Here is a 26,593-nt window from a genome sequence, read left to right as displayed (position 1 = left end):
TGGGGAAACCAAGGGTTGAAGACAACGCGTTCCATAATCAATAACTAAAACAAGGATTTTGGAAAGTGATGTTGGTCTCAGAGGTCATGCGACTTTGGTTGAATGAAATCATTCCAGATATCAAATGACCATAAAACAAAATTATTGCATGTAACTTGATTTACCTTGCTTCAACCGCTTGTAATCGCGAAGGAACGTCCCAACCTCACAAAGGGGATTATTCTTTTGGAGGATGTGCGGAATGTCGTTAAATATCGGCAGTAGAATCCTGCTGGCAGCGGCCATGATTGTTGTTGCGACATTTGTCGCCTTTATTCTGTATTTTGATTATCAGCAGCGCACATCCATACAGACAGCTCTGCAGTCGAAGCTGACCGAAAGCGGATCGCTTGCGACCGCTGGTATTTCGAACTGGCTGGATGGCAGAAGGCTTTTGGTCGAAAGCCTTGCCAATAATATTGCACGAGACAGCTCCCCTGCTACGGTCAGTGAAATCGCCAGCGGTCAGGCGCTGGCTGAGTCATTTATCTTTTCCTATTTCGGCAGCGCGGACGGTGTGATGACGATGTATCCACCAGATGAATTGCCTGCTGATTACGATCCACGCAAACGCCCTTGGTACAGTGACGCAGTCGCCATCGGTGACAGCACCCTTACCGAACCCTACACTGACGCATCCACCGGGCAGTTGATCGTTACCGCAACGACACCGGTATTTGATGGTTCCAAACTGCTTGGTGTGGTCGGTGGCGATATTAACATCACCATTCTGGGTGATCTGGTTCGCGGCATTGATCTGGGCGGCATTGGTTACGGATTTCTGGTCAATGACCAGGGCACGGTGATCATTCACCCGAATGCAGATTTCACACTGAAGTCGATTAGCGAGGTATTTCCTGAAAACACTCCGGCCGTTACCGAAGGCATGCAGAATGTAATCGAGGGAAATGGCGATCTGCTATTCACATTCTTCAAAGTGAAAGGTTTGCCATCTGTAAACTGGTACCTTGGCTTTGCGCTTGATCGGGATGCTGCATACGCATCCCTGACAGAGTTCCGTTACACGGCAATCATTACTGCCGTCATTGCCGTGCTTGCGATTATGGGGCTTATGGGAGTTCTTGTGCGCGGATGGGTTTCTCGACCGGTTCTCAGCATGACCTCGGCAATGACCCGTCTGGCCAGGGGCGAAAAAGACGTTGATGTCCCCGGCACGGAGCTTAAGGATGAAATCGGGGCCATGGCGGCCGCGGTGTTGGTTTTCAAGAACAATGCTGCCGAAGTAGACCGGCTGGCACATGAGAATGAACAGGCCACCCAGCGAGCAGCCCTTGAGCGCAAACGTGCGCTTGATCAGATGGCAGACAATTTTGAAAAAAGCGTCCTTTCCATCGTTGAAACCGTGGCCGACGCCGCTGAACGAACCCAATCGGTCGCAACCCAGCTTTCTGCCAATGCCGAGGAATCCACAAACCGCGCGGCGGCCGTTTCCAATGCGGCCAATATCACGACGGAAAACGTGCAGGCTGTCGCATCGGCCACCGAGGAACTTTCTGCCGCCATTCGTGAAATCGGTGCCCAGGTTACCCAGTCAATTGACGTAGCAACAGAAGCAGTGGATGGCATTAACAACACCACTGCAACAGTGACCGAACTTGCCGAGGCGGCTGAGCGGATCGGTCAGGTAGTGGGATTAATTCAGGATATCGCGGGACAAACGAACCTGCTGGCCCTGAATGCAACCATCGAAGCTGCCCGAGCTGGTGACGCAGGCAAAGGATTTGCCGTCGTCGCCGGAGAGGTCAAATCCCTTGCCAACCAGACGGACAAGGCGACCGGTGATATCCAGACACAGATTGATGGTATTCAAGGGTCGTCAAATCGTTCTGTCTCCGAGATCGGATCAATCTCGTCCACCATTGAACGTATCAACGAATTCTGCAATGCGATTGCCGCAGCCGTCGAGCAGCAAGGTGCTGCAACCCGCGAAATTGCAGATAGTGTTCAACGCGCAGCATCGGGAACACAGGAAGTCTCGCAAAACGTATCTGCTGTATCGCAGGCATCAAGCATGGTGAGCGAAGAGGCCAACTCTCTGCTGACCTCATCCCGGGAGATGCGGCAATTGGCTCAAAGGCTGCGAGAGGAAGTTCTTGGTTTCCTGAAATCGGTGCGCGAAAACGACTAGGGCTGAAACTGACACCCTGTCCGCACCCGAATACAAACACCATCGATCCGCTACGAGGTCGATGGTGTTGTGTATTTCAGGAAAATTTACGGGCAACAATAAGCAAGAGTCTGTGGCTAAGGGCATTTATCCAAAAATATGCGTGGTTTTTTATTGCGTAAAACCACGTAGTGCTGCACGATTTTTGCGGTGCGATCACGTCCGCTGTTAATTAAGCGATTGAAACAACAGCTTTATTCATAAAACTGCAAAAAATCAGTGGAAATACGCATCATCCATGGGCAATTATTGATGCCATGAGAGGCGCATAAAAAGCGTGTCTTGTGGGGGAGCATCTTTGTCAGATGCTAAGACGAATAAATTTTAGACTCTCAACAGGGAAACTTTTCACTCGCTATGAGCAAAAACATACCCGCCCTGCAGGTCGAAGGGATGATCAAAAGCTTTGGGGATCATGAAGTCCTTAAAGGCATTGACCTTACGGCGCATACCGGGGACGTGATTTCGATTATTGGTTCCTCTGGCTCGGGCAAAAGTACGTTCCTGCGGTGCATCAATCTGCTTGAAACCCCGAATGCGGGTAAAGTCCACGTCCACGGCGAACTTATTCGCATGAAGACGCTTAAGGACGGTTCGCAGGAAGCTGCAGACAAAAAACAACTCCAGCGTATTCGCACCAAGCTTGCGATGGTGTTCCAGAGCTTCAACCTTTGGAGCCATCTGACCATTCTGGAAAATGTCATCGAAGCGCCTGTGCATGTTCTTGGTGTTCCCAAAAAGGAAGCCATCGAACGCGCCGATGCGCTTCTGCACAAGGTCGGCATGTATGAACGTCGCGATTACTATCCGGGTCATGTTTCCGGTGGTCAGCAACAGCGCGCCGCAATTGCCCGTGCGCTAGCGATAGAGCCAGAAGTTCTTCTGTTCGATGAGCCGACTTCGGCACTTGACCCGGAGCTTGTTGGTGAAGTGTTGAAGGTTATGACGGATTTGGCCGAAGAAGGCCGCACGATGCTGGTTGTGACCCATGAAATGGGCTTCGCAAAGGGGGTGTCCAGCCACGTGATGTATTTGCATCAGGGTCGGGTTGAAGAATACGGCAATCCGACGGATGTATTCGAGAACCCCAAATCGGAACGTATGAAGCAATTTCTTCAGCGCGATTTCTGATCTGGGCAGGCCGTTTCCGATACAGGTTGCGGTCGCGTGAATGGGTGCAAGAGGTTGTGCGCCATTCCAATTTACAAGGGAGAATTTGAATGAAAAACTGGATCAAGGTTGCTTCGGCTGCCGCTATTGGTATCGCACTGAGCGCATCAGCAGCAAATGCGGCGTGGGAAAAGGTTGTTGTCGCAACCGAGGGTGCCTATCCTCCGTTCAACATGGTTGACGAGAATGGCAAACTTATCGGTTTTGATGTAGACTTCGCCAACAAGCTTTGCGAAACCGCTAAAATTGAATGCGAAATCGTTGCTCAGGATTGGGACGGTATGATCCCGGGACTTCTGGCAAAGAAATATGATGCGATCATCGCACAGATGTCGATCACCGAAGAGCGTAAGCGTTCTATTGACTTCACCAACTATTACAGCAACACCCCTGCTGTTTTCGTTGGTAAAGACACCATGAAAATTGAAGCTTACAAAGACGGCGAAGTCATGGAAGACGCGCTTGATGGTATGGTCATCGGCGTACAGCGTTCGACCACCCATGCAAACTTCCTTGAAGACAACTTCCCAAACATTGAAATTCGTATGTACGGCACCCAGGACGAGGCACTTCTTGACCTGACCGCTGGCCGTGTTGACGCGACCCTCGCAGATTCAGGTACGCTTGATGATTGGCTGAAATCTGATGCAGCCAAAGGCTATGGCTTTGTTTCCAACCAGTTCGCTCCGAGCAAGTGGTTCGGTGATGGTGCTGGCATCGGCATCCGTCAGGAAGACCAGGACCTCAAAGAGATCCTTAACAAGGCGCTGGCTGAAATGCTTGCAAACGGCTCCTATGACGAGCTGAACAAAAAGTACTTCCCGGCGATCAACCTGCACCCGAATTGATCTGCTGAAATTTCCGGGGCGGCATTGATCTGCCGCCCCGCCCTTATTGTTGTTTCGCGTTTCATATCAGGGGCTTGAAACGCATTCGGCATCAAGGAAAGCTGGAGAAACCATGCTCGATTTATACGGCCGCGGATGGCAAATGCTTGAAGGGGGACTGGTTACAGTTCAGCTTTGCCTTACCGTTCTGCCTTTCATGATTATTATCGGTTTGCTGGGCGCATCGGCGAAACTGTCGCCATATCGTTCGCTTCGTATTATCGGGGAAAGCTACACCGTCCTTATTCGCGGTATCCCTGAACTTCTTGTTATTTTATTGATCTATTTCGGCGGCACAATCGCCGTTCAGAATATCGCCGAGATGATTTCCGGCGAAGAGACACGTGTTGACATCCCTGCTTTCTGGTCTGGTGTGGCTGCACTGGCACTGGTTCAGGGCGCGTTTGCTTCAGAAGTCTTCCGCGCGGCCATGCAGTCCATTCCGATCGGCCAGATAGAGGCCGCAACAGCATGCGGCATGACGCCTTCGCAAATTTTCATTCGCATTAAATTGCCGCAGCTTTGGCGCTTTGCTTTGCCGGGGCTCAACAACCTGTTTCAGGTCCTGATCAAGGATACCGCACTTATTTCAGTCGTCGGTGTTGAAGAGATCATGCGCAAGGCTGCGATTGGCGCCGGGACAGACAAGGCACCCTTTACCTTCTACCTTGTGGCGATGCTGATGTTTCTTTCATTTACAACAGTTTCGCTTATTGCCTTCAACTATCTTGAAAAGCGGGCTGCCCGCGGTATTGCGAGGGCATAGAAGATGTTTGAAGATCTGATATATGTTCTTGGCAAATACGATACCTGGCTTTGGCGCGGTTTTCTGCTGACGATTGAGCTTCTGGTTATTTCCGTAACATTCGGAACGCTTTTGGCCATCCCGCTTGCCGTTGCACGTGTTTCCAAGAAACTCTGGATTCAGGCCGTACCATTTGCCTTTATTTATGTGTTTCGCGGCACCCCCCTGATCGGGCAGCTGTTCATGATGTATTACGGGGTCGGGCAGCTGATCTCGAACATCGACGGCATTCAGGATCACTGGAGCTGGGCCTATCTTCGCAACCCCTATTGGTATTGCCTACTGACATTTGTCCTCAATACGTCGGCCTATGTTGCAGAAATCATGCGCGGTGGTATCCAGAATGTCCCAAGTGGCGAACTTGAAGCCGCCCGTGCCTGCGGCATGACGCCATGGACCACCTATCGCCGGATCATTTTCCCGCGCATGTGGCAGATGATTTGGCCTGCCTATACCAACGATGTGATTTTCACGCTGAAGGCAACGTCGCTGGCTTCTACGGTGACGATGATGGAACTTACCGGTGCCGCGCGTAAAATCGTGGCCCGTACTGCCCTTCCCTATGAAGCGTTCATTTCAGCCGGTGTGATATATTTGATCATCGTCTATACGCTGACCTTCGGGTTCAAGGGGGTTGAGCGATATCTGCGCCGCAACGAACGTCGCAAGGATAAACAGCCAGGCACCGCAAAAGCTGCATCCGCCTGATAACCAGAAACACGAACAGCCCGGTGGTCAAAGAAAGGTTATTTCCATCTGTTTAATGGGAAACCTAGAGATCACCGGGCTGTTTTGCCCCACGCCACCACATTCAGGAAATCAGAATGCAAGAAGAACGCATTGAGCTCGTGCGCCCGCAGATGGGAACTTCCCGTGCCCTTACCGTGCGCCGCTATGGCAAAGCCGGACAAGGCCCCAAAGCCTATTTTCAGGCCGCCCTTCACGCAGATGAGCTGCCCGGTGTCATCACCCTGCATCATCTTGAAACCCTTCTGGAAGAGGCCGACGCCAAAGGCGAAATCACTGGCGAGATCGTTGTTGTTCCCTTTGCCAATCCAATCGGGTTTACCCAGTACGTAGATATGAAACCGCTTGGCCGGTTCGAGCTGCGCAGCGGTCAGAATTTTAATCGCCATTATCCCGACCTTAGCGCTGCACTGATTGATGCCGTTGATGGCAAGCTTGGTCAGGATGCCGATGAAAACGTCAAACTGATCCGTGCAGAGCTGCGCAAACTGATTGCCCAGCACCGCAAGGATGTCAGTCCTTTGACTGATTTGCAGGATCTTCGTCTTACGCTGGCCGAACTTGCCATTGATGCGGATTATGTGATGGATCTGCATTGTGACTGGGAAGCGCCGATGCATCTCTATATCAGCGATCATAACTGGCCAGATGCAGCTGATCTTTCAGCTCAGATCGGGTCTGAATGTTCACTGATTGCCGAGATCAGCGGTGACAACCCGTTTGACGAAGCATTTAGCCGTCCGTGGGTCGAACTACGCCGGGCCTATGGTAACAAGTTCCCGATCCCGATGGCGACTTTGGCGACAACGATCGAACTCCGCGGTGATCGCGATGTGTATGACGAATTTGCCATCCCGGATGCGGAAAATCTGTTCAAGTTCCTGCAGCGCCGTGGTCTGATTGCCGGCGATCCCGGTCCCCTGCCCGAGGCCAAATGTGATGCGACACCGCTTTCGGGTGTCGATCGCGTTTCAGCAGCACATGGCGGTATGGTCGTGTTTGGTGTCGAAGCCGGGGAAAAGGTCAAGGCTGGTCAGGAGCTTGGCTATATTCTGGACTGCGAAACGGGGAATAAAACACCGTTCTCAAGCAAAACCGACGGTGTTTTGTATTCCCGTCTGGGTATTCGTCTGGTCGTGCCGGGTGGTTATCTGTGTTCGGTAGCTGGTGACAAGCCGCTTCCGGGCCGAGAAGGCCAGCTTTTGCTGTCAAAATAAGAGGCGGCGGACCAGATCAGGGCCGTTTCCATCGTTCTGATTGAAACTGTGTTTCGGGACGGATTGATTGATTGTCAAGGCAAGGTTGAGTACTTTCTTGGCGATTGATTGATCCGTCTTTATCTTTATGCTGGACCAGTTTGCTGATCCGGTTATTGCCATCATTTGATGTCAGTTTAAATGCTGGTGACGCTTGACAGAATAACCGCGCCCGGCGCGTTGCAAGGATGTTTTGATGTTCGACCCGAAAACTGTTTCTGACGTAATTGCCGCTGCCCGCAAAAAGGCAGTCGCGGACGCTGATACTGCACGTCGTGCCATTTCCGTTCTCGACCTTACCAGTCTGAATGATGATGATACGACCGAGGTCATCGAGGCACTGTGCAAGCGCGCCCAGACACCTGAGGGCAACACCGCCGCCGTTTGTGTTTATGCGCCGTTTATCGAAACGTCCTGGCGGGCACTTGGAAAATCAGGTGTTAAAACGGCAACAGTCGTCAATTTCCCTGCCGGTGGCACCAATGCACAGCGCATCGGCGATGAAACAGCTGATTGTGTCTCCAAGGGGGCTGACGAAGTAGATCTGGTTTTCCCCTATAAGGCATTCCTTGATGGTGATAGCGCCATTGCCGCAGATGTGGTTGATGCAACCCGAATGGCATGTGGTCCGATGACCACCATGAAGGTTATTCTTGAGAGTGGCGAGTTCGAGGACCTGAACAAGGTTTATGAAGCAGCCCGTCTTGCCATCAGGCACGGCGCAAACTTTGTTAAAACCTCGACAGGGAAAGTGCCGGTCGGTGCTACGCCCGAGGCCGCAGTTGCCATGTTGACCGCAATTCGTGATGCCAGGGAAGAAGACAGTCTTGATGCCGGTTTCAAGGCGTCAGGCGGGGTTAAAACCACCGATGATGCCGCCCTTTATATCGCCATTGCCGATCACATCATGGGAGATGGCTGGGCAAAACCCGATACATTCCGGTTCGGCGCCAGCGGCGTATTGACCGCCCTGCTTGAGACATGTGGCTCAAAACCCTCTGATGCGCCTGCTGCAACGGGCAACTATTGAGAACTGGCAACTACAGAAACAAGTGACTATCTGCGAGACAATGGTCTTGTATGATTTGCGTTGAAGGAAGATATCAATGGCACGTGCCATCATTATCGTTGCAGACAGCTTTGGAATTGGTTCCGCGCCGGATGCGTCGAAATTCGGTGATCAGGGATCGGATACTCTTGGTCATATTGCCGAACATTGCGCCAAGGGGCTGGCTAATAATGATCAGCGTAGCGGGCCGCTCAATATTCCCAATATGGTTGCGCTTGGCCTTGGTGAAGCGGCCAAGGACGCTACCGGTCGTGTACCGCCCGGACTTGATCATGGCGGTGCGATGATTGGTGCCTTTGGCCATGCCAAGGAACTTTCGCGCGGGAAGGATACGCCAAGCGGGCATTGGGAAATCGCCGGTGTGCCGGTTGATTTCGATTGGGGTTATTTCCCGATGACGGTGCCGACCTTTCCACAAGAACTGACCGATGCTCTGATCCAGCAGGCCAATCTTCCGGGAATTCTTGGCAACTGTCATGCATCCGGTACAACAATCATTGCCGAACTTGGCGAAGAACATATCAAAACCGGCAAGCCGATTTGTTATACCTCCGCCGACAGCGTGTTTCAGATTGCCGCACATGAAGAACATTTCGGGCTCGACCGCCTGTATGAAATGTGTGAAATCGCCTTCAAACTTGTTGAGCCCTACAATATCGGCCGTGTGATTGCCCGTCCGTTCGTTGGCGAAAGTCCGGAAACTTTCAAACGGACGTCGAACCGTCGTGATCTTGCCGTCCCGCCGCCCAAGCCCACCTTGCTTGACCAGTTCAGTGCCGCCGGTGGTAATGTGGTTTCTGTTGGCAAGATTGCTGATATCTATGCCCATCGGGGCATTGCCAAAAAGGTCAAGGCGTCCGGAAATATGGCGCTTTTTGATGCGATGATGGGTGAAATCAGCGAAGCCCCCGATAACAGCATCGTGTTCACCAACCTGGTAGACTTCGACATGGAATTCGGTCACCGTCGGGATGTGCCGGGTTATGCCAACGCGCTTGAAGAGTTCGATAAACGTATTCCGGAATTGCGTGCTGTTTTGAAACCCGGTGATCTGGTGATTATTACCGCCGATCATGGCTGTGACCCGACATGGCGCGGCAATGACCATACGCGTGAATTTGTGCCGATCCTTGCTTTTGGACCGGCCATTGCCCCTGGACCGTTCGGAATGCGCGAAACCTTTGCCGATATCGGTCAAACCGTTGCCGATCACCTTGGCATCGCACCACTTCCGGTAGGCACTTCATTTTTGAATGGATGATCTTATGAACTGGCAGGCCGGACAAATTGAACCATCAATGTCGCCGATCAGGATCGAGGCGATCGTCGATACCATTTGTCCGTGGTGCTATATCGGCAAAAAACGTCTTGAAAAGGCATTGGCGCGGGAAAAGCTTGATAACCTGATCATCAATTGGCGTCCTTTCCTGCTCAACCCGGACATGCCAAGTGGTGGCATTGACCGGAAGCTTTATCTGTCAGCAAAGTTCGGTGGTTCGGAAAGTGCTGCACGGGTCTATAAGGCAATCGAAGATGCCGGTGCGGCGGTCGGAATTGATTTCAAATTTGATCAAATCAGGGTTACGCCGGATTCTACAGACTCACATCGTCTGATCTACAAGGTTTGCGCTGAACGGCCCGCTGTCGGCAATGCATTGGTCGAAGATCTGTTTGTTGCCTATTTCCTGAAAGGTCAGGATATCGGCGATATTGATCTGCTTGCCGAAATTGCGGTGAAGCACGGCGAAGATCGCACTGAAATCCTTGAGTATCTTGTTGGTGATATGGATCGCGAGTTTGTCGGTCAGGAAAACCGTGTGGCCCATCAGATGGGCGTAACCGGTGTGCCGTGCTTCCTTTTTAACGGTCGTCATGCGCTGTCTGGTGCACAGGAACCCGACATCTTGCAACGGATGATCCGGTTGGCCCGACAGGAAGAAATACCGGTCTAAGACAATCATGAACATTATTAAAAAAAGGCGGGATAACATCACGTTACCCGCCTTTTCTTTATGTTGATACTGCGATGTCGGACAATCGCTTCATCAGACGTTTCAAGCCTTCAAGGCGATCCGTTGGTCCATCCCAGCCCGCTGCATAAACAATCTTGTGATCCGGGCGCAGACGCGCCTGTCCGACCTGTTGCTGAATGAAGCCGATCAGGCCTGCCGGGTTCGGGAACTCGTTATTTCGCAACGTGATCAGCGCACCTTTTGGCCCTGCATCAAGCTTCTCGATATTGGCGACACGGCACCATTGTTTGATCGTCACAACATCCAGAAGGTTTTCAACTTCCTTGGGCAGTTTGCCAAACCGGTCAATCATCTCGGCGGCGAACTGATCCACCTCTTCGCGTGATCTCAGTTCCGAAATACGGCGATAAAGTCCCAGTCGGACACCCAGATCCGGAACATAACGGTCCGGTATCAGGACGGGCATGCCGATATTGATCTGGGGGACAAAGCTTGCTTCTTCGGATGCATCAATTTCGCCTTTGGCCTCGGCCACAGCTTCTTCGATCATCTGCTGATAAAGCTCGATCCCCACTTCCTTGATATGCCCTGATTGTTCTTCGCCAAGCAGGTTCCCTGCCCCGCGAATATCAAGATCGTGGCTGGCAAGGTTGAAGCCAGCGCCGAGGCTATCAAGCGTCTGCATCACTTCAAGGCGCTTCAACGCCGTTGCTGTAAGCTTTTTCCCATTCGGAAGTGTCAGATAGGCATATGCGCGCTGTTTTGAACGTCCAATGCGCCCGCGTAACTGATAAAGCTGCGCCAGACCAAACATGTCCGCCCGGTGAATGATCATGGTGTTGGCGTTCGGAACATCAATCCCGGATTCAATAATGTTCGTTGCAAGCAACAGATCAAACTTTCGATCGGTAAAGTCAGTCATGACCTGTTCGAGATCGCGCGCGCCCATCTGGCCATGTGCAACGTCAAACTTGATCTCCGGTACAAGGTTTTCAAGTTCCTTGGCGACCCGGCCAAGCTCATTTACACGCGGGCAGACATAGAAAATCTGCCCTCCGCGATGGCGTTCACGCAAAATGGCTTCGCGGACCACAACCGGATCGTATGGCGTGATATAGGTCCGCACCGCCAGACGATCGACAGGCGGGGTCGCAATAATCGACAGCTCCTTGACCCCGGTAAGCGCCAGTTGCAGCGTTCTGGGGATCGGGGTTGCGGTCAGGGTCAGAACGTGAACATCGGACTTCAGTTCTTTCAGGCGTTCCTTATGCTTGACGCCGAAATGCTGTTCTTCGTCGATGATAAGAAGTCCCAGATCCTTGAAATGCACACCATTGCCCAAAAGGGCATGCGTGCCACAGACAATATCGACATGGCCGCTTTCAAGGTTTTCCTTGACCAGTTTGGCATTCTTGCCGGTCACCAGACGTGAAAGTTGCTCTACCCGCACCGGAAGCCCGTCAAAGCGCTGCTTGAAGTTCAGATAATGCTGACGACACAGCAAGGTCGTCGGGGCAACAATTGCCACCTGTTTACCGGACATGACAGCGGCAAAGGCCGCCCGCATTGCGACCTCGGTCTTTCCAAAGCCGACATCCCCACAGACAAGTCGATCCATCGGTTTGCCCGCGGCAAGATCATCAAGGGTATCACGGATGGCGCGCGCCTGGTCTTCTGTCTCGGCAAACGGGAAACTTGCACAAAACTCGTCATAGCTGCCTTCGGGCGCTTGCAATTGTGCCCCTTTGCGCAGATGGCGTTCGGCGGCGACCTTGATCAGCTTGCCTGCCATGTCACGGATACGTTCACGTAGCTTGGCCTTGCGGGCCTGCCAGGCAACACCGCCGAGCTTATCAAGGATAGAAATCCCCTCGTCCGAGCCATATCGTGACAGGACCTCGATATTCTCGACCGGGACAAACAGCTTGTCGCCGCCATCATATTCAAGCTCAAGACAATCATGCGGCGCACCGCCAGCCGTCACTGTTTTCAGGCCAAGATACCGTCCGATACCGTGTTCAAGGTGAACGACAAGATCGCCTTCGGAAATTTCGGATGCTTCGCGCAGGAAGTTATCGGCCTTGCGGCGGCGTCCGCCCGGGCGGCTCATGCGGTCGCCAAGGATATCCTGTTCTGTAACAAACCAAAGACCCTGACGACGGAAACCGCGTTCGATATCAAGGATAACAACCGCGACATGCTCATGGGTCAGGTCATCAGTGATATCTTCCCAGCACTCACAATTAACGACCTTGCCTACGCCATGTTCGCGCAAAAGCGAAACCATACGATCGCGTGAACCGTCGGAATATGCTGCGATGACAACCTGATTTTCCTTGCCACGCTGGGCCGTGATAAAATCACGCAACTCGTCATAAAGGTTGGTATCTGCGCGCGCCCGGACATCCCCGAAATCGCGCCCTGCCCGCGCACCCAGATCGAAAATGCCACGTTCGGGATTTTCATCATCGTAATATGGCGAATATTCCAGAACCACGCGATCGGCGAGCATGCGGTCAAATTCCGCCTGATCCAGATACAGCCGTTCGGTTGGCACCGGTTTATAGACATTATCGCCCGAAAGGCCGCCGCCCTTGATGTTCAGTCGCGCCTGATAGTAATCGTCAATCATCTCCAGACGATTTTCGATCACTTCCGCATACTGATAATCAAGGGTTACGATCACATCAGGCAAATAGGCAAAGATCGTATCCAGACCGTCATGGAACAATGGCAACCAATGTTCCATACCACCGTATTTCAGGCCGTTTGAAATCGATTCATAAAGGGGATCTGTTTGCGACACAGCCCCGAACAGTTCGCGATATCCGCTTCGGAAACGTGAAATGCTGTCCGGATCCAGAAACACTTCGCCAACCGGCAGCAGTGCAATTTCCTTGACCTTGCCAATCGTTCGCTGGCTTTCAACATCAAAGCGCCGAATGCTTTCAATCTCGTCACCAAAGAAATCAAGGCGTACCGGATCTTTCATTCCAGGCGCAAAGATATCGACAATGTCGCCGCGTACGGCATAGTCGCCCGGTTCCATGACCTGTTCGGCGCGGTTATAGCCCATACGCTCAAAATATGCGGTAAGATCGGCCCGGTCATATTCAGTGCCTGCCTTGAAGGCGAGCTTGCCATTCCGCATCACATCAACGCGCGGAACCCGCTGCATGGCAGCGGCCGCAGTGGTCAGAACGATGCGTCCCTGCCCGGCCTGTGGTGCTGCCCCTTCGGCCAGAACCGTCAGCGTCTCGATACGCCGTGCTGTCACTTCGGCAATCGGCGAAACCCTGTCATACGGCAAACAGTCCCAAGCCGGAAGTGTAAGCACTTCGACTTCCCCGGCAAAGAAACGCAAGGCTTCTGCCAGTTGAGACATGCGTTTGTCATCGCGTGCGACATGCAGAACCGTTTTGTTGGTTCCGGCCGCGTCGAGCAATTCACGCAAAATCAGCGCGTCTGATCCCTCCGGGACGCCGCCGACACGTTTGCGACCTTTGGTCGATATGATTTCTTTTATTTTGTTCAATGCTTTATCAGGCGTTGCTCAGATCCCTAATCATGCGCAGTACATCAGTATCATACTGCGCCGGGGCTTGTTCCTTGCCAGTGGCCCACTTGAAGAAGTCCGCATCGGGCACTTCATTGATCAGGGCCTCGAACGTATCAAGCTGTTCCTCGGTCAGGGTGCTCAGGTGTTTGTCCATGAAGCGGCCCATCAGGATATCGTTTTCCTTGGTGCCGCGATGGCCCCCGCGGAACAACAGCTTTTTACGACGCATTTCGAGTTCCGAAATGTTGTCAGTCATGGTCGATCTCCTGATTTAACTCGTTGCAGCACCCGGTGGGCGGGCGTCTGCAGGCAATTCTGTGGCTTGGTTTGTACGGCAAAATACGGTCGGGGTCCATGCTGCGATCAGTTGATTTTGCATCAATTCGTGACTTGCCGGTTGTCCCGCGATAATTTTGTTGTATACCCGTGCCATAAACATAATTGTTCTATTAACGTTCTCATCGAAAGTTGCAACGAAAACCGACATGCGCCCGGAAATTCTGTTCCCTCTTTTTGCTGAAATAGACACGCTGGCAGGCATTGGTCCGCGGCTGAAACCGCTGGTCGAGCGGCTGATTGGCGGGGAACATGTGGCAGATTTGCTGTGGCATTTACCATCCGGGATCATTGACCGTCGTTTTTCGCCGCCCCTTGCTGAAACCATTGACGGGTCGATTGTGACTCTTGATGTCTGGGTCGAGCGGCACGATCCGTCGCCAAATCGTCGGCGTCCCTATCGGGTGATCTGTAAAACGCTGAGCGGCCCTGTTGTGCTGGCATTTTTCAATGCGCGGGCAAAATATCTGAACGATGTCCTGCCGGTTGGCGAAAAGCGCATCGTGTCAGGCAAGATCGATCATTATCGCGGCGAATATCAAATCACCCACCCTGACCGTATCGGTACCGAGGCCGAGCGAGACGACATCCAGACGGTTGAGCCGGTTTATCCGATGTCGGCCGGTGTAACAGGCAAGACTTTGACCAAGGCCGCGCGCGCAGCCCTTGCCATGGTTCCGGATTTGCCAGAATGGCATGATCCGGCACTGGTGGCGCGACACAAATGGCCAGATTTGAAGACCGCCCTTCATACTGCTCATAATCCGCAAGATGAAGCTGATCTGTCACCGGATCATCCTGCGCGCAAACGGCTTGCCTATGATGAATTGCTGGCCAATCAACTGGCACTGGCGCTGATACGGGCAAAGATGCGCAAATTGGGTGGGCGGGTCACACAAGGTGACGGCAAATTGCGTGATGCCTTGTCAGGCAACCTGCCCTTTGCCATGACGGGCGCACAGCAACGTGCGCTTAAGGATATCTATGCCGATATGGCGAGTGAAGGACGCATGTTGCGCCTTTTGCAAGGGGATGTCGGATCGGGGAAAACCGTTGTTGCACTGATGGCGATGCTCAATGCTGTTGAATGCGGACGTCAGGCCGCCCTGATGGCCCCGACTGAAATTCTTGCCCGACAGCATTTTGAAACCATTTCCCCCTTGCTTGAACAGATCGGTGTGACTTGTGCCATTCTGACCGGGCGCGATAAGGGAAAGTCCCGCAAGGCATCGCTAGAGGGATTTGCCAGCGGGGATATTCAGATCGCAGTCGGCACCCATGCCCTGTTCCAGGAAGACGTCATTTTCAGAGACCTTGCATTTGCAGTTGTCGACGAACAGCATCGCTTTGGTGTCCATCAGCGCCTGATGCTGGCGGGCAAAGGACAAGCCGTCGATGTACTGGTCATGACAGCAACGCCGATCCCGCGCACCCTTACCCTTACGGCATTCGGGGATATGGAAGTATCGCGTCTGGATGAAAAGCCGCCCGGAAGAAAGCCGGTTGATACCCGTGTTCTTCCCATCGACAAGGTTGATGATGTGATTTCGGGCATCGGACGCGCCATGCGCACAGGCACCAAAATCTATTGGGTCTGTCCGTTGGTGGAAGATTCCGAAATCCTTGACCTTCAGGCCGCAGAAGAACGTTATCGAGTTCTCGTAGAGCTGTTCGGTGAAAGCCGGGTTGGTCTTGTTCACGGCAAGATGAAGGGCAAGGAAAAAGACGAGGTGATGGAACGTTTTGCCCATGGGGATACGTCCATTCTTGTTGCAACGACCGTGATTGAGGTCGGCGTTAATGTGCCTGAAGCCACCATTATGGTCATCGAGCATTCTGAACGGTTTGGTCTGGCCCAACTCCATCAGTTGCGGGGACGCATTGGTCGTGGTGATGCGGCATCGACCTGTTTGCTTTTGTATGGCAGCCCGCTGGGCCAAGTTTCCAAGGCGCGCCTGAAGATCATGCGCGAGACAGAGGACGGGTTCATCATTGCCGAGGAAGACCTGAAATTACGTGGCGCGGGCGAAGTTCTTGGTACCCGCCAAAGCGGGCTTCAGGAATACCGGTTGGCCAATCTGGAGCTGCATGGTGATTTGCTGGCGATTGCGCGCGACGATGCGCGCCTGATTGTGGACCGGGATCCTGATCTTCATAAAGCCCGCGGTGAAGCCCTACGATTGTTGCTTTATCTGTTTGAACGTGATGAGGCTGTACGATATTTCAGATCGGGCTAGATCGAAACTGGTCAGCTACAGCAAGGGCGCTTGTGAAAAGCGCCCTTGTTTTTTTATTCTGTCATTTGTGGCAGTTAATCAGGCATCTTCGCGTGTTTTTCCGTCTTTCGATGATGCACTTTCATCGGTGTCGATCCGGGCCGAAATATCGCGCGAAACCAGAATGGGGACATTCTCCTTTTCGCGGAGAACATCGACATCCTCATATGTCTTGGCAGCAACTTTTGGCTGCTTCTGTTCTTCAATCGGACGGCGATCCGGCGGGGTCACAATACCGCCCGACATCACCATCTTGATGGCTTCTTCGACGGTCATATCAAGGATCACAATATCTCCACGCGGGACGAACAACAAGAATCCCGACGTTGGGTTTGGCGTTGTTGGCAAGAAGATATTGATCACCGTATCTTCGGTAAGGTGCTGGACCTCGCCCTTGGTTTCACCGGTAATAAAGCCGATTGCCCACATGCCACGACGCGGATATTCAAGTAACACCGCCTGACGAAACGCATTGGACTGGTTGGCCAGAACAGTTTCAAGGATCTGTTTGACAGCACTATAGATGCTGCGTACTGCCGGAATGCGGCCAAGAATGCGCTCGTAAAGCTTGATCAGCGCCCGTCCGGCAAAGTTCGTGGTGAACCAGCCAACAACGGTAATGAAGACCAGAATAACCAGCAATCCAAGTCCCGGAATACCATAATCCTGATAACCATCCGGCAAATAGGTTTCCGGATTGTAATGTGCCGGGATCAGCGGGATAACCTTGCTGTCGACGAATTCGATAAACCACCAGGCCAAGCCGAAGGTAATTGCAAGCGGCGCGCTTACGAGAATGCCGGTCAGGAAATATGCCCGCATACGGGCAAAAAGGCCCGGGCTTGGAAGTGTATGACCGGAACCCTGATTTTCCGTATCATTGGTATCATCGCGCTTGGCGTTCATTGATCACCTGTGCTGAAGTGCCGCAACCAAATGTTCTTTTACAAGAATAGCCTTTGGCATTTGGTATTTGTAAGTAAGAATATGGCAATGCTGCGACATTGGATCGGTTTACCCGTTTCCTGAAGTGATAGCAGTAATCAAGTTTGCGGCGCAACCAAACAAACCGCAAATGGTTAAACAGAACCGGTATGGAGACGTTTTGCAGGTCTGGATTATCGAATATATTTACGATGAAGATGGTTCGGTCGGGGTGAAAACTGCCAAGGTGCGCGCCCCTGATTACGAAACGGCGCGTCAGTTTGCGATTGGCGATGCGCCGGCCAAGGATTTCGTGATGTCCCTGCATCCGGAATCGGAAGATCAGTTTCTTGGTACACCGGGTATCCGCGCCCGCGAGATGACCGGAAAAGTAGTTCACGAAGTCCCTGATCCGGACGATGATTTGGAAGATGATGATGATGACGATTTCCGAGCTTGATGAGCGAACCTTTTTACCACGCCCGATCATCGGCGTTGGGGCTGTTGTCTGGCATCAGGATCATGTTCTGCTGATCCAGCGCGGGAAGGACCCCAATATCGGCAGTTGGAGCATCCCTGGCGGCGCGCAGGAACTGGGCGAAACGGTGCGCGAGGCTGTTTGTCGTGAAGTCATGGAAGAAACCGGCGTCAAGATTTCCAGTCCGATCCTGGTCGATACAGTCGATCTGATTGCGCATACCGAAGAAGACAAGGTTGAATATCACTATACCCTGATTGATTTTGTGGCCGTTGCGCTTAATCCCGATATCAGCCTTGGCGGTGATGCCGCAGATGCCAAATGGGTGAAGGTGAACGAGGTCACAAATTACAATCTCTGGAACAAGACCATCGACATCATTGCCAAATCACGCACCATTCTTGAAGGCCGCTAAGCGCCCTTCCCGGTCGTTACGTTACTTGGGCTGATATTCATACAAAAAAGGCGACATCTCCATGATGCCGCCTTTTGTTGTTTCCGAGGAACGTCAGGATCATGCTGCGGCATGTTGCAGCAGAACGCTTTCCTGAAGTTTCTTGAATGCACGTGCTTCAAGCTGGCGGACACGTTCGCGGCTGACACCGAAGCGTTCACCCAGTTTCTCAAGGGTGATCGGGTCGTCGCTCAGGAAACGGGCCTTGATGATTTCCTGTTCACGTTCAGGCAACTCGCCAAGTGCGTTTTTCAGCATGCCGTTATGAAGAACACGTTCTTCGGCATCGGCAACGATGGCTTCCGGGCTCGGCGCATCCGAAGACAGGGTATCAAGATATTCCATCCCCTCGTCTTTTGGCATCGGCGTGTTGAGCGAGAAATCACGTGCCGCAAGACGGCGGTTCATTTCAAGCGCTTCACGACCGGTTACACCAAGCTTTTCGGCAACCTGATCAGCTTCTTCGGGCGACAATTCACCATTGTCATAGATGTTAAGCTGACGTTTTGCCTTGCGCAGACTGAAGAACAGCTTCTTCTGGGCTGCCATGGTGCCAAGTTTGACCATCGACCAGCTTTGCAGGATGTATTCCGTAACCGCAGCACGGATCCACCACATCGCATAGGTCGACAGACGGAAGCCGCGTTCCGGATCGAATTTCTGAACCGCACGCATCAGGCCGGTATTGCCTTCGGCAACAAGGTCTGCCATCGGCAGGCCATAGCCGCGGTAACCGAATGCGATCTTGGCGACCAGACGCAAGTGACTGGTGACAAGTTTATGTGCAGCCGCGGTGTCATCATGGTCCTGATAACGGTGGGCCAGCATGTATTCTTCATCCGCAGTAAGCATTGGAAACTTCCAGACTTCACGGAGATAGCCCGAGAAACCGTCTTCCAGAGATACTGCAGGTAATTTAATGGCGCTCATTATATGTCCTCCTGAGAGGTTCACGCGTCGACATCTGTATTGAATACGGAGTCCGTCATAGGTTAGATGACGCGCGAACACTGTCGGTTGTGAATTTATTCACTTGGACGACCGGATTTTTTGGGAAAGCTGATTGGTCCGGTCGCATATTCATTCCATAGAGACCTATGGAAGAGGACAGCAGACGCTAATAAGAAGTTCATTCATGGTGTCTCATCCTTACATGAAGCAAATCGACAATTTACATGTCCGCCAATAGGCCGGACGTTGATCCGGCGGTGCCTTTGGGCCCCCACCCGCATTGCTTAATATATCTAATCCCGACCAAATCAGTCAAGAACTTCTGACCAGAGTTTCAGTTATATTAATCAACCGTTATCAGCATTTTAGAAAAGATAACTGACAAGCGCTGTCAGGTACTCAAAACGCCAACAATTCACGGTAAAATCGATATAAGGCGAAACAAAGGCAAGCTGTCCAAATTCGATGGAACTGGTGACCTATGGTCAAATACACCGGTATCGGGTGACCGAAAGGTAAACACCAGACTTCCTGATCTGGCATCAAAGGGACACTTATTGTAGTGTCGCGAACATTCCTGTTTTGCTGGTAACCGGGACACATCATGCCAGACCATTTACCCACGTCGTCCTGCCCGTGCGGAAGCTCCAGACCTTATGATCACTGCTGTGGTCTGTATCATTCGGGGCGCAGTTTTGCCGAAACTGCCGAGAAGCTGATGCGATCGCGTTACACAGCGTTTGTTCTTCGCAATGGGGATTACCTGACTTCGACACTGGCTAAAGAAAATCGCAGGGGTTTTGATGGGGGTAGCATTGGCCGGGATCAAACACACTGGACCGGACTGGAGATTATCGACCGGGTTGCCGGTGGAATGCTTGATCAAACCGGCATTGTCGAATTCATCGCAAGCTTTGTTGAAAATGGTCAGACATACCAGCTTCATGAACGTTCGAACTTCGAACGCCGTGATGGAAAATGGTTTTATGTCGATGGTATTTTTCCCGGAGACACAAAACAACATAGCGAAGGTGCGTCTTTACAGGACGGTAAAACCACTTTGGAAAAGGTGGGCCGAAACGACCCCTGCCCGTGTGGTTCCGGCAAGAAATTCAAGAAGTGTTGCGGCTGACTAGCGCATGAATTCGATGGCCCATTTATGAAATGGGCGGATCAAACTTGCGTGGGCATCTTCGTAGGAAAGCCAGATTAGTTCATGATCGTCATCAACAGGCGGACCAAGCTTTTCGCGGAGTTCACATTCAAAAAAGGTCCCGCGTTTTAGCCGATAGCGTCCTTTGGCCGGATTATTGACATATTGGGATGCAAAACCAAGGCGCGAAACAATGTTGATCCGATATCCGGATTCCTCATAGGCCTCGCGATAAAGTGCATCCTGTTCGCTTTCGCCAGGCTCAACGCCCCCACCCAGAAGAACAATACCCTTTGGTGTGCGCGCCACGGCAAACTTTCCCTCGCCATTTCGGATCACGGCATAGGAACAATCCTGAACGTTATAGCTTTGCCCCATGCGCGGGGTTCCAAAAACAGGTCCAACCAACTTGGATATACCAGCCTTCCACAACTGAATGCCGTTTCCCGAGAACAAGAGTTTTTCTAATTATTTTGTAACGCGATAGCACGATCAGGCATAACTTTGCAACGTGTCGTGTCTCGATACAGTTCTCCTTGTCTTTCTGATGCAAACCGCCGTCTTCCAGTGGACGCAATCTGGCGGTTCTTGCTGTGCACGATTTTCTTCGATCAGCTTCGATAGATATGGTTATGCCGACAAGTCTCGCAAAGTAAAACACCCCAAAACAGTCACTGTTTTGGGGTGTTTTGAAACCGTAGTTCCAGAGAAAATCCTAGAACGGAATTTCGTCATCAAGGTCAGGTGCACCGGCCGGGGCAGAACCACCACCGGAAGATCCGCCATTACCCCAACCTGCGTCAGAGCCACCACCGTAACCGCTGTCAGAACCGCCATAGTTGCCACCGGATGATGCGCCACCACCCATGCCGCCGCCTTCGCCGCGGTTATCAAGCATGGTCAGGTTCGAGTTGAAACCTTCGAGAACAACTTCAGTGGTATAGTTGTCTTTGCCATCCTGCCCCTGCCACTTGCGAGTGCGGAGCTGGCCTTCGATATAAAGCTTGCTGCCTTTTTTCACGAAACGCTCGACAACATCTGCAAGGCCTTCGTTGAAGACAACAATGCGGTGCCATTCAGTACGCTCGCGACGTTCACCAGACTGACGGTCGCGCCACTGTTCGGAGGTCGCAATGCTGAAATTGGCGATTTTCTTACCGGCCTGAGTGAACCGGATTTCAGGATCGCGCCCGAGGTTCCCGACGAGAATGACTTTATTGACACTACCAGCCATGGGTTATCTTCCAAGTTTGTGTTGTCCGCTGTCCCGAATAATCGGGACTTGTGAATTATCATTACGCAAAAATGCGCTGCATTAAAGATTCAAGTGAAACGCGATCCGTTTCATCAAAGGAGCCATATTCGACACTATCGACGTCAAGCACAGCAATCAACTGCCCATCACGATTGATGACCGGAACCACGATTTCAGAGTTTGACCGGCTGTCACAGGCGATATGCCCGGGAAATGCATGAACATCAGCAACCAGCTGTGTTTCGCGCGAAGCCGCCGCTGTGCCGCAAACGCCGCGCCCGAACGGGATGCGCAGGCAACCAAGTGTACCTTGATACGGCCCAACGACCAGCTCGTTTTCCTTCTGTGGATCAGCCACATAAAAACCGGTCCAGAAGTAATAATCGAACTTTTCCGACAGGACGCAGGACACTGTGGCCATCAAAGCGGTGATGTTGGTTTCCCCTTCGGTGATGCTGAGAAGCTCTTTTTCGGCTTCTGCATACAGGGATTTTTTCAGGTCTGGCTGCACAGTGTTCTCCATAAACTTTGACGATACGAACTACCCCGTTCGGACCATTCGAGACAAGGGTAAAGTGCCCCATTTCTGAAACAAAAAACACCCCCGACAGGTCATCCCCGCCGGAGGTGCCATATTCAACTGATTGGTAGCGTTCAGATACGCTTGCCAGTCTCGATATCAAACAGATGAATTTTGTCTGCCTGAACAGTCAAGCTCAAGGCATCGTTTTTGGCAAACTGGTGCGTTCCCTGCAGGCGCAGCGTCACATTGTCCGCCCCGGAACCGAAATCTAGGTATACCAGCGTTTCAGCGCCAAGAGATTCCACCATACGAACAACCGCATTGATGTGCCCATCGCCATTGTTGGCAAGGCTAAGATGTTCGGGACGAATACCGGCGGTCACCGCCTGCCCGCCGGCAACATCATGATCAATATCAAGCATCACGCCATCTCCGACGATCACATGTTTACAATCATCAGATACTTTAGCCGTCAGGAAATTCATCGCCGGAGACCCGATAAAACCAGCAACAAATTTGGTGGCAGGCTTTTCGTAGATATCAATCGGAGTACCGATCTGCTCAGCGACGCCGCCATTCATGACGATCAGTCGATCTGCCAAAGTCATGGCTTCCACCTGATCATGGGTGACATAAACAGATGTAATGCCAAGACGTTGCTGCAAGTTCTTGATTTCAAGACGCATGTCCACACGAAGCTTCGCGTCCAAGTTCGACAGCGGTTCGTCAAACAGGAAGACTTTTGGTTGACGGACAATTGCCCGGCCCATGGCAACACGCTGACGCTGGCCACCAGAAAGCTGACGGGGTTTGCGTTCCAGATGATCTTCAAGTTGCAGAATGCGGGCGGCTTCGCGCACCTTGCTTTCGATGTCAGTCTTGCTATAGCCACGGTTACGCAAGCCATAAGCCATATTGTCGAAATTGTTCATATGCGGATAAAGCGCGTAGTTCTGGAACACCATTGCGATATCACGATCAGCCGGCGCAACCTTGTTGACGACCTTGTCATCAATGCTGATCTCACCAGCTGAAATGCTTTCTAGACCTGCTATCATGCGCAGCAAGGTGGATTTTCCGCAGCCCGATGGGCCGACCAGAACTGTAAATTCGCCATCCTTAATGGCAAGATCAATGCCATGGATCGCCTTATACCCGTTCGGGTAGGTTTTTTCAGCCTGATTAAGGGTAACTGTTGCCATCTTTGTATCCTGTATCCGGATCAGTTGGTTTCCATTCAGCAGAAATCGGGAGACAGAGATTATTTCTCTGTCTCGACCAGTCCCTTGATGAACATGCGTTGGAAGATCACCACCACCAGCACCGGTGGAATGGTCGCCATGATTGTCAGAGCGAATGCCTTGGGAAATTGCGGTATCTGTCCGCCTTCATAAAGCGAGTTATAGACCTGTTTGATGCCGATCACGATCGTGTAAAGCTGATCATCGGTGGTCATCAGAAGCGGCCAAAGATACTGGTTCCAGCCAACAACAAACATGATGATAAAGATTGCCGCGATCATCGTGACCGAAAGCGGAACCAGAATATCGATAAAGAACCGGACAGGACCGGCACCGTCAAGACGGGCTGCCTCAAGCAGCTCATCGGGTACCGACCGATAAAACTGCCGGAAGAAGAAAGTCCCGGTTGCCGAGGCAATCAGCGGCAGGATCAGACCGGTATAGCTGTTTAGCAGCCCAAGATTTGCAACGACCTCATAAGACGGAACAATACGCACTTCGAGCGGCAGCAAAAGGGTCGAAAAAATCACCCAGAACAGCGGCACGGCAAGTTTGAACCGAAAATAGACAATCGCATAGGCCGCCATCATGGAAATGATCACCTTGCCGATTGCAAAGCCAAGGCCCAGTACCATGCTGTTAAACAGCATTTCAAGAGCGGTCACCCTGCCCTTTGTTGCCGCCGGATCAAACAGGATCGCGCCGTAGTTTTCAATCATATGTCCACCCGGCCAGAATTGCAGACCGTTCTGGAAAATGAATTCACGCGTATGGGTGGATGATGCAAATGCAATCCAGACCGGCATGATCATGAAAAGCGCGCCAAGGATCAGGATTGTGTGATTGGTGAATATTCGCCATTTCGACTGATACATCGCGGCCCCCTAGTAATGCACTTTGCGTTCAATGAAGCGGAACTGGAACACGGTCAAAATACTGACCATGATCATCAGCAAAACCGATTGCGCGGAACTGCCGCCCAAATCCGCCCCGATGAAACCATCCACATAAACCTTGTAGACAAGCGTTGCTGTTGCCCCGCCCGGAGACCCCTTGGTCGACACATCAATGATGCCAAAGGTTTCAAAGAAGGCGTACGTCAGGTTGATCACCAGCAGGAAGAAGGTCGTCGGAGCAAGCAACGGGAAGGTAATCGTCCAGAAACGACGTTCTGCACTTTTACAATCAAGTGTCGCTGCTTCCTGAACGGACTTCGGAATGCCCTGAAGGCCGGACAGGAAGAAGATGAAATTCACACTGACCTGTTTCCAGACCGCAATCAGAATGACAACAAAGGCCGCATCATTGGCGTTTTGAATATGATTGAATTCAAACCCGAAGCTGTTGAACGCTTTGTAAAGGTCACCCATCAGCGGGTTGAACATCATATTACCAAGCAGACCAGCCACGGGCGGCGCAACCGCGTACCCCCACATCAGAAGCGTCCGATAGGATTTGGCGCCACGGATAACTTCGTCGGCACGTACCGCTAGAAAAAGCGATATGGTGATCGAAATAACGGCAACTGCCACCGAGAAGATCACTGTAAAGATCGCCGAACGGCTCCAGGATGCGCTCGATAGAACATCCTCGAAATTGCGGAACCAGACAAATTGCGAAGACATGCCAAAGGCATCTTCAAGAAGGAATGACTGGTAAACCGCCTGTGCCGCTGGCCACAGGAAGAATATGGAAATAATCAAAATCTGGGGTGCAACAAAAAGATAGGGCACCGCGCTATGTTCAAATTGTACGCGCTTCATCGCCTATGCCACCATTACTCAAGTCCAAAAAATGCAAAACAGGGCGACCAGCTTGGGCCGCCCCGTATTTGCGAAAAGCAGATTAGTTCGAATAGGTATCGTTGAAGCGATCCAGAAGGCCGTTTGCTTCTTCTTCAATCGTGTTGAAGGCTGCATCAATGGTTTCTTCGCCATTCATCATCTTGTCGACTTCGCGATAGATGACTTCACGGATCTGGACGTAGAAACCAAGGCGGTAACCTTTGGTCCACTCACCACCTTCCTCGGAAAGCTGCTGAATGCCAACTTCGGCATCCGGGCTTTCTTTGTAGTAGCCGTCTTTTTTCGCCAGCTCGTATGCTGCCGTGGTGATCGGCACATAACCGGTTTCTTTGTGCCAGTAATACTGGGTTTCCGGCTTGGTCAGGAATTTGAAGAATGCGGCAACGCCAGCATCCTGTTCTGCGCTATGACCAGAGAAGGCAAACAGCGAAGCACCGCCGATAAAGGTCGATTTCGGTGCGTCACCAACGCCTTTCCAGTAAGGAAGGGTCGAAGTGCCAAAATCAAACTGGGCGGATTTGCGAAGGCCACCGAACGAACCGGAGGAACCGATCCACATGGCGACCTGTTGCTGAACGAAAGCATCTTGGTTTGCGCCCCATGCACGACCGTAATAGCCGTAGTAACCCTCGTCTTTCCAGGCTTTGACGCGCTTCCAGTGATCTTTCAAGGCATCGTTGTTATAAAGGATCTTAACATCGGTGCTGTCATAGCCGTTGTTGCCGGTCGCCATCTGCAGATTGTGGCGCGACATGAAGTTTTCAAAGAAGATCCACGGGCTGTGCGACTGGGCAAGAGCGGTGTAACCGGCAGCTTTGAGCTTCGGAGCGGCTTCTTCGAATTCCTGCCAGGTTTTCGGAACGTCTACACCGGCTTTGGCAAGGGCTTCTTTGTTGTAATACAGAAGCGGGGTCGAGCTGTTGAACGGCATGCCGATCATCTTGCCATCAGAGTCCGCATAGAAGTAGCGAACACCCGGAATGTATTCATTGATGTCGAATTTGACGTTGTTTTCTTCGAGCAGGTCCTGAACCGGCTTAACAGCACCTTTGGCATTGATGATGGTTGCAGCGCCAGCATCGAAGATCTGAATGATGTTCGGCTGGTTTTTCGCGCGGAACGCAGCGATACCTGCCGTCATGGTGTCTTCGTAGCCACCCTTGTTAACTGCAACAAGGTGATAATCGGACTGGCTTGCGTTAAAATCTGCGGTGATCTGATCAACCACACCACCAAGCGCGCCGTCCATAGCGTGCCACCAGGTGATCTCGGTTGCGGCTTCTGCAGTGTTGCCGATGGCAAACACGGCAGCGGCTGCCATTAGTGTCTTGCGAAACATGATCTGTTAGCTCCCAAATAAAAAACATCTGTTTCAAACCGCCTGTTGTCCGGTTCGTCACAACGCATTCGTTTTCTGTCGGGAGCCCTGTTTCCTCAAGTGACAGTTTTCGGAAATTTACTTTTCGAACGTATAAATGATCAATATTGCACTGTTATTTGGGTT

Annotated in this window: 24 protein-coding genes; 13 read left to right on the top strand and 11 right to left on the bottom strand. The window is 51.9% G+C overall.

Annotation, left to right across the window (positions count from 1 at the left end; translation table 11 throughout):
• The first annotated feature begins 241 nt into the window (after positions 1-241).
• The 9 genes from ACTU44_RS12810 (at position 242) to ACTU44_RS12770 (ending at position 10,113) form a co-directional block, all read left to right on the top strand.
• Positions 242-2,188 (top strand): methyl-accepting chemotaxis protein, encoded by a 1,947-nt coding sequence (locus ACTU44_RS12810; RefSeq protein ID WP_114099825.1) that lies wholly within the window; start codon positions 242-244, stop codon positions 2,186-2,188.
• A gap of 396 nt (positions 2,189-2,584) precedes the next feature.
• Positions 2,585-3,358: an ABC transporter ATP-binding protein gene (locus ACTU44_RS12805; protein WP_114099757.1), complete on the top strand. Its 774-nt coding sequence runs from the start codon at positions 2,585-2,587 to the stop codon at positions 3,356-3,358.
• Between the two features lie 89 nt (positions 3,359-3,447).
• Complete coding sequence (locus tag ACTU44_RS12800; RefSeq protein ID WP_462095597.1) at positions 3,448-4,245, top strand: transporter substrate-binding domain-containing protein; 798 nt, start codon at positions 3,448-3,450, stop codon at positions 4,243-4,245.
• A 112-nt stretch (positions 4,246-4,357) separates the two neighbouring features.
• Positions 4,358-5,050: an ABC transporter permease gene (locus ACTU44_RS12795; RefSeq protein WP_114099759.1), complete on the top strand. Its 693-nt coding sequence runs from the start codon at positions 4,358-4,360 to the stop codon at positions 5,048-5,050.
• A gap of 3 nt (positions 5,051-5,053) precedes the next feature.
• On the top strand, positions 5,054-5,797 hold the full coding sequence (locus tag ACTU44_RS12790; protein ID WP_462095596.1) for an ABC transporter permease: 744 nt from the start codon (positions 5,054-5,056) through the stop codon (positions 5,795-5,797).
• Between the two features lie 116 nt (positions 5,798-5,913).
• Entirely contained in the window at positions 5,914-7,053 is a 1,140-nt protein-coding gene (locus ACTU44_RS12785) for a succinylglutamate desuccinylase/aspartoacylase family protein (protein ID WP_462095595.1), read from the top strand.
• A 235-nt stretch (positions 7,054-7,288) separates the two neighbouring features.
• Entirely contained in the window at positions 7,289-8,122 is an 834-nt protein-coding gene (gene deoC / locus ACTU44_RS12780; RefSeq protein ID WP_462095594.1) for a deoxyribose-phosphate aldolase, read from the top strand.
• 76 nt (positions 8,123-8,198) lie between these two features.
• Entirely contained in the window at positions 8,199-9,422 is a 1,224-nt protein-coding gene (locus tag ACTU44_RS12775; RefSeq protein WP_462095593.1) for a phosphopentomutase, read from the top strand.
• Positions 9,415-10,113, top strand: coding sequence for a DsbA family oxidoreductase (locus ACTU44_RS12770; RefSeq protein WP_258548799.1), 699 nt, complete (start codon positions 9,415-9,417; stop codon positions 10,111-10,113). The genes ACTU44_RS12775 and ACTU44_RS12770 overlap by 8 nt, the downstream gene beginning before the upstream one ends.
• A 58-nt stretch (positions 10,114-10,171) precedes the next feature.
• On the opposite strand, the gene mfd is transcribed toward ACTU44_RS12770, so the two are convergent.
• Positions 10,172-13,669, bottom strand: coding sequence for a transcription-repair coupling factor (gene mfd, locus ACTU44_RS12765; RefSeq protein ID WP_114099764.1), 3,498 nt, complete (start codon positions 13,667-13,669; stop codon positions 10,172-10,174).
• A gap of 7 nt (positions 13,670-13,676) precedes the next feature.
• Positions 13,677-13,949, bottom strand: a complete 273-nt coding sequence (locus ACTU44_RS12760) for an FAD assembly factor SdhE (protein ID WP_114099765.1) — start codon at positions 13,947-13,949, stop codon at positions 13,677-13,679.
• Positions 13,950-14,178: 229 nt separating this feature from the next.
• Here ACTU44_RS12760 and recG point away from each other — a divergent pair, with 229 nt between their 5' ends.
• The gene (recG, locus tag ACTU44_RS12755) at positions 14,179-16,266 is read left to right on the top strand and encodes an ATP-dependent DNA helicase RecG (RefSeq protein WP_462095592.1); all 2,088 of its coding nucleotides are present in this window, start codon (positions 14,179-14,181) and stop codon (positions 16,264-16,266) included.
• 78 nt (positions 16,267-16,344) lie between these two features.
• On the opposite strand, the gene ACTU44_RS12750 is transcribed toward recG, so the two are convergent.
• On the bottom strand, positions 16,345-17,211 hold the full coding sequence (locus ACTU44_RS12750) for a DUF502 domain-containing protein (RefSeq protein ID WP_462095591.1): 867 nt from the start codon (positions 17,209-17,211) through the stop codon (positions 16,345-16,347).
• Between the two features lie 169 nt (positions 17,212-17,380).
• On the opposite strand from ACTU44_RS12750, the gene ACTU44_RS12745 reads away from it, so the two are divergent.
• Positions 17,381-17,689: a hypothetical protein gene (locus ACTU44_RS12745; RefSeq protein ID WP_462095590.1), complete on the top strand. Its 309-nt coding sequence runs from the start codon at positions 17,381-17,383 to the stop codon at positions 17,687-17,689.
• Positions 17,661-18,122: an NUDIX hydrolase gene (locus ACTU44_RS12740; protein WP_462095589.1), complete on the top strand. Its 462-nt coding sequence runs from the start codon at positions 17,661-17,663 to the stop codon at positions 18,120-18,122. The genes ACTU44_RS12745 and ACTU44_RS12740 overlap by 29 nt, the downstream gene beginning before the upstream one ends.
• Positions 18,123-18,221: 99 nt before the next feature.
• Here the strand turns inward: ACTU44_RS12740 and rpoH are convergent, their stop codons facing one another.
• A complete protein-coding gene (rpoH, locus tag ACTU44_RS12735) occupies positions 18,222-19,091 on the bottom strand; it encodes an RNA polymerase sigma factor RpoH (protein ID WP_114099769.1) in 870 nt (289 codons plus the stop codon).
• Positions 19,092-19,716: 625 nt separating this feature from the next.
• Here rpoH and ACTU44_RS12730 point away from each other — a divergent pair.
• On the top strand, positions 19,717-20,244 hold the full coding sequence (locus ACTU44_RS12730) for a YchJ family protein (RefSeq protein ID WP_462095588.1): 528 nt from the start codon (positions 19,717-19,719) through the stop codon (positions 20,242-20,244).
• On the opposite strand, the gene ACTU44_RS12725 is transcribed toward ACTU44_RS12730, so the two are convergent.
• The 7 genes from ACTU44_RS12725 to ACTU44_RS12695 form a co-directional block, all read right to left on the bottom strand.
• Entirely contained in the window at positions 20,245-20,643 is a 399-nt protein-coding gene (locus tag ACTU44_RS12725) for an NUDIX domain-containing protein (RefSeq protein ID WP_336080879.1), read from the bottom strand. It abuts the gene before it with no gap.
• A 337-nt stretch (positions 20,644-20,980) separates the two neighbouring features.
• Complete coding sequence (gene ssb / locus ACTU44_RS12720; RefSeq protein ID WP_336080877.1) at positions 20,981-21,499, bottom strand: single-stranded DNA-binding protein; 519 nt, start codon at positions 21,497-21,499, stop codon at positions 20,981-20,983.
• A 61-nt stretch (positions 21,500-21,560) separates the two neighbouring features.
• On the bottom strand, positions 21,561-22,031 hold the full coding sequence (locus tag ACTU44_RS12715) for a GAF domain-containing protein (RefSeq protein WP_462095587.1): 471 nt from the start codon (positions 22,029-22,031) through the stop codon (positions 21,561-21,563).
• Between the two features lie 143 nt (positions 22,032-22,174).
• On the bottom strand, positions 22,175-23,245 hold the full coding sequence (locus tag ACTU44_RS12710; RefSeq protein WP_114099773.1) for a sn-glycerol-3-phosphate import ATP-binding protein UgpC: 1,071 nt from the start codon (positions 23,243-23,245) through the stop codon (positions 22,175-22,177).
• Between the two features lie 59 nt (positions 23,246-23,304).
• Positions 23,305-24,159: a sn-glycerol-3-phosphate ABC transporter permease UgpE gene (gene ugpE / locus ACTU44_RS12705; protein ID WP_114099774.1), complete on the bottom strand. Its 855-nt coding sequence runs from the start codon at positions 24,157-24,159 to the stop codon at positions 23,305-23,307.
• A 9-nt stretch (positions 24,160-24,168) separates the two neighbouring features.
• Positions 24,169-25,047 (bottom strand): ABC transporter permease subunit, encoded by an 879-nt coding sequence (locus tag ACTU44_RS12700; protein WP_114099775.1) that lies wholly within the window; start codon positions 25,045-25,047, stop codon positions 24,169-24,171.
• An 82-nt stretch (positions 25,048-25,129) separates the two neighbouring features.
• Entirely contained in the window at positions 25,130-26,428 is a 1,299-nt protein-coding gene (locus ACTU44_RS12695) for an extracellular solute-binding protein (RefSeq protein WP_114099776.1), read from the bottom strand.
• Positions 26,429-26,593: the final 165 nt, after the last annotated feature.

The sequence above is a fragment of the Thalassospira sp. SM2505 genome, from assembly GCF_054901115.1.
This window is presented reverse-complemented; position numbering and strand designations above follow the sequence as displayed.

Bases quoted from the DNA above. Each gene is read 5' to 3' on its own strand.
- ACTU44_RS12745 (WP_462095590.1), top strand. From the start codon at position 17,381: ATGGTTAAACAGAACCGGTATGGAGACGTTTTGCAGGTCTGGATTATC.
- ACTU44_RS12790 (WP_462095596.1), top strand. From the start codon at position 5,054: ATGTTTGAAGATCTGATATATGTTCTTGGCAAATACGATACCTGGCTT.
- ACTU44_RS12800 (WP_462095597.1), top strand. From the start codon at position 3,448: ATGAAAAACTGGATCAAGGTTGCTTCGGCTGCCGCTATTGGTATCGCA.
- rpoH (WP_114099769.1), bottom strand. From the start codon at position 19,091: ATGAGCGCCATTAAATTACCTGCAGTATCTCTGGAAGACGGTTTCTCG.
- ACTU44_RS12785 (WP_462095595.1), top strand. From the start codon at position 5,914: ATGCAAGAAGAACGCATTGAGCTCGTGCGCCCGCAGATGGGAACTTCC.
- ACTU44_RS12795 (WP_114099759.1), top strand. From the start codon at position 4,358: ATGCTCGATTTATACGGCCGCGGATGGCAAATGCTTGAAGGGGGACTG.
- ACTU44_RS12770 (WP_258548799.1), top strand. From the start codon at position 9,415: ATGGATGATCTTATGAACTGGCAGGCCGGACAAATTGAACCATCAATG.
- recG (WP_462095592.1), top strand. From the start codon at position 14,179: ATGCGCCCGGAAATTCTGTTCCCTCTTTTTGCTGAAATAGACACGCTG.
- deoC (WP_462095594.1), top strand. From the start codon at position 7,289: ATGTTCGACCCGAAAACTGTTTCTGACGTAATTGCCGCTGCCCGCAAA.
- ACTU44_RS12730 (WP_462095588.1), top strand. From the start codon at position 19,717: ATGCCAGACCATTTACCCACGTCGTCCTGCCCGTGCGGAAGCTCCAGA.
- ACTU44_RS12710 (WP_114099773.1), bottom strand. From the start codon at position 23,245: ATGGCAACAGTTACCCTTAATCAGGCTGAAAAAACCTACCCGAACGGG.
- ACTU44_RS12810 (WP_114099825.1), top strand. From the start codon at position 242: ATGTCGTTAAATATCGGCAGTAGAATCCTGCTGGCAGCGGCCATGATT.
- ACTU44_RS12700 (WP_114099775.1), bottom strand. From the start codon at position 25,047: ATGAAGCGCGTACAATTTGAACATAGCGCGGTGCCCTATCTTTTTGTT.
- ACTU44_RS12740 (WP_462095589.1), top strand. From the start codon at position 17,661: ATGATGATGATGACGATTTCCGAGCTTGATGAGCGAACCTTTTTACCA.
- ssb (WP_336080877.1), bottom strand. From the start codon at position 21,499: ATGGCTGGTAGTGTCAATAAAGTCATTCTCGTCGGGAACCTCGGGCGC.
- ACTU44_RS12750 (WP_462095591.1), bottom strand. From the start codon at position 17,211: ATGAACGCCAAGCGCGATGATACCAATGATACGGAAAATCAGGGTTCC.
- ACTU44_RS12695 (WP_114099776.1), bottom strand. From the start codon at position 26,428: ATGTTTCGCAAGACACTAATGGCAGCCGCTGCCGTGTTTGCCATCGGC.
- ACTU44_RS12805 (WP_114099757.1), top strand. From the start codon at position 2,585: ATGAGCAAAAACATACCCGCCCTGCAGGTCGAAGGGATGATCAAAAGC.
- ACTU44_RS12725 (WP_336080879.1), bottom strand. From the start codon at position 20,643: ATGGGGCAAAGCTATAACGTTCAGGATTGTTCCTATGCCGTGATCCGA.
- ACTU44_RS12775 (WP_462095593.1), top strand. From the start codon at position 8,199: ATGGCACGTGCCATCATTATCGTTGCAGACAGCTTTGGAATTGGTTCC.
- ugpE (WP_114099774.1), bottom strand. From the start codon at position 24,159: ATGTATCAGTCGAAATGGCGAATATTCACCAATCACACAATCCTGATC.
- ACTU44_RS12760 (WP_114099765.1), bottom strand. From the start codon at position 13,949: ATGACTGACAACATTTCGGAACTCGAAATGCGTCGTAAAAAGCTGTTG.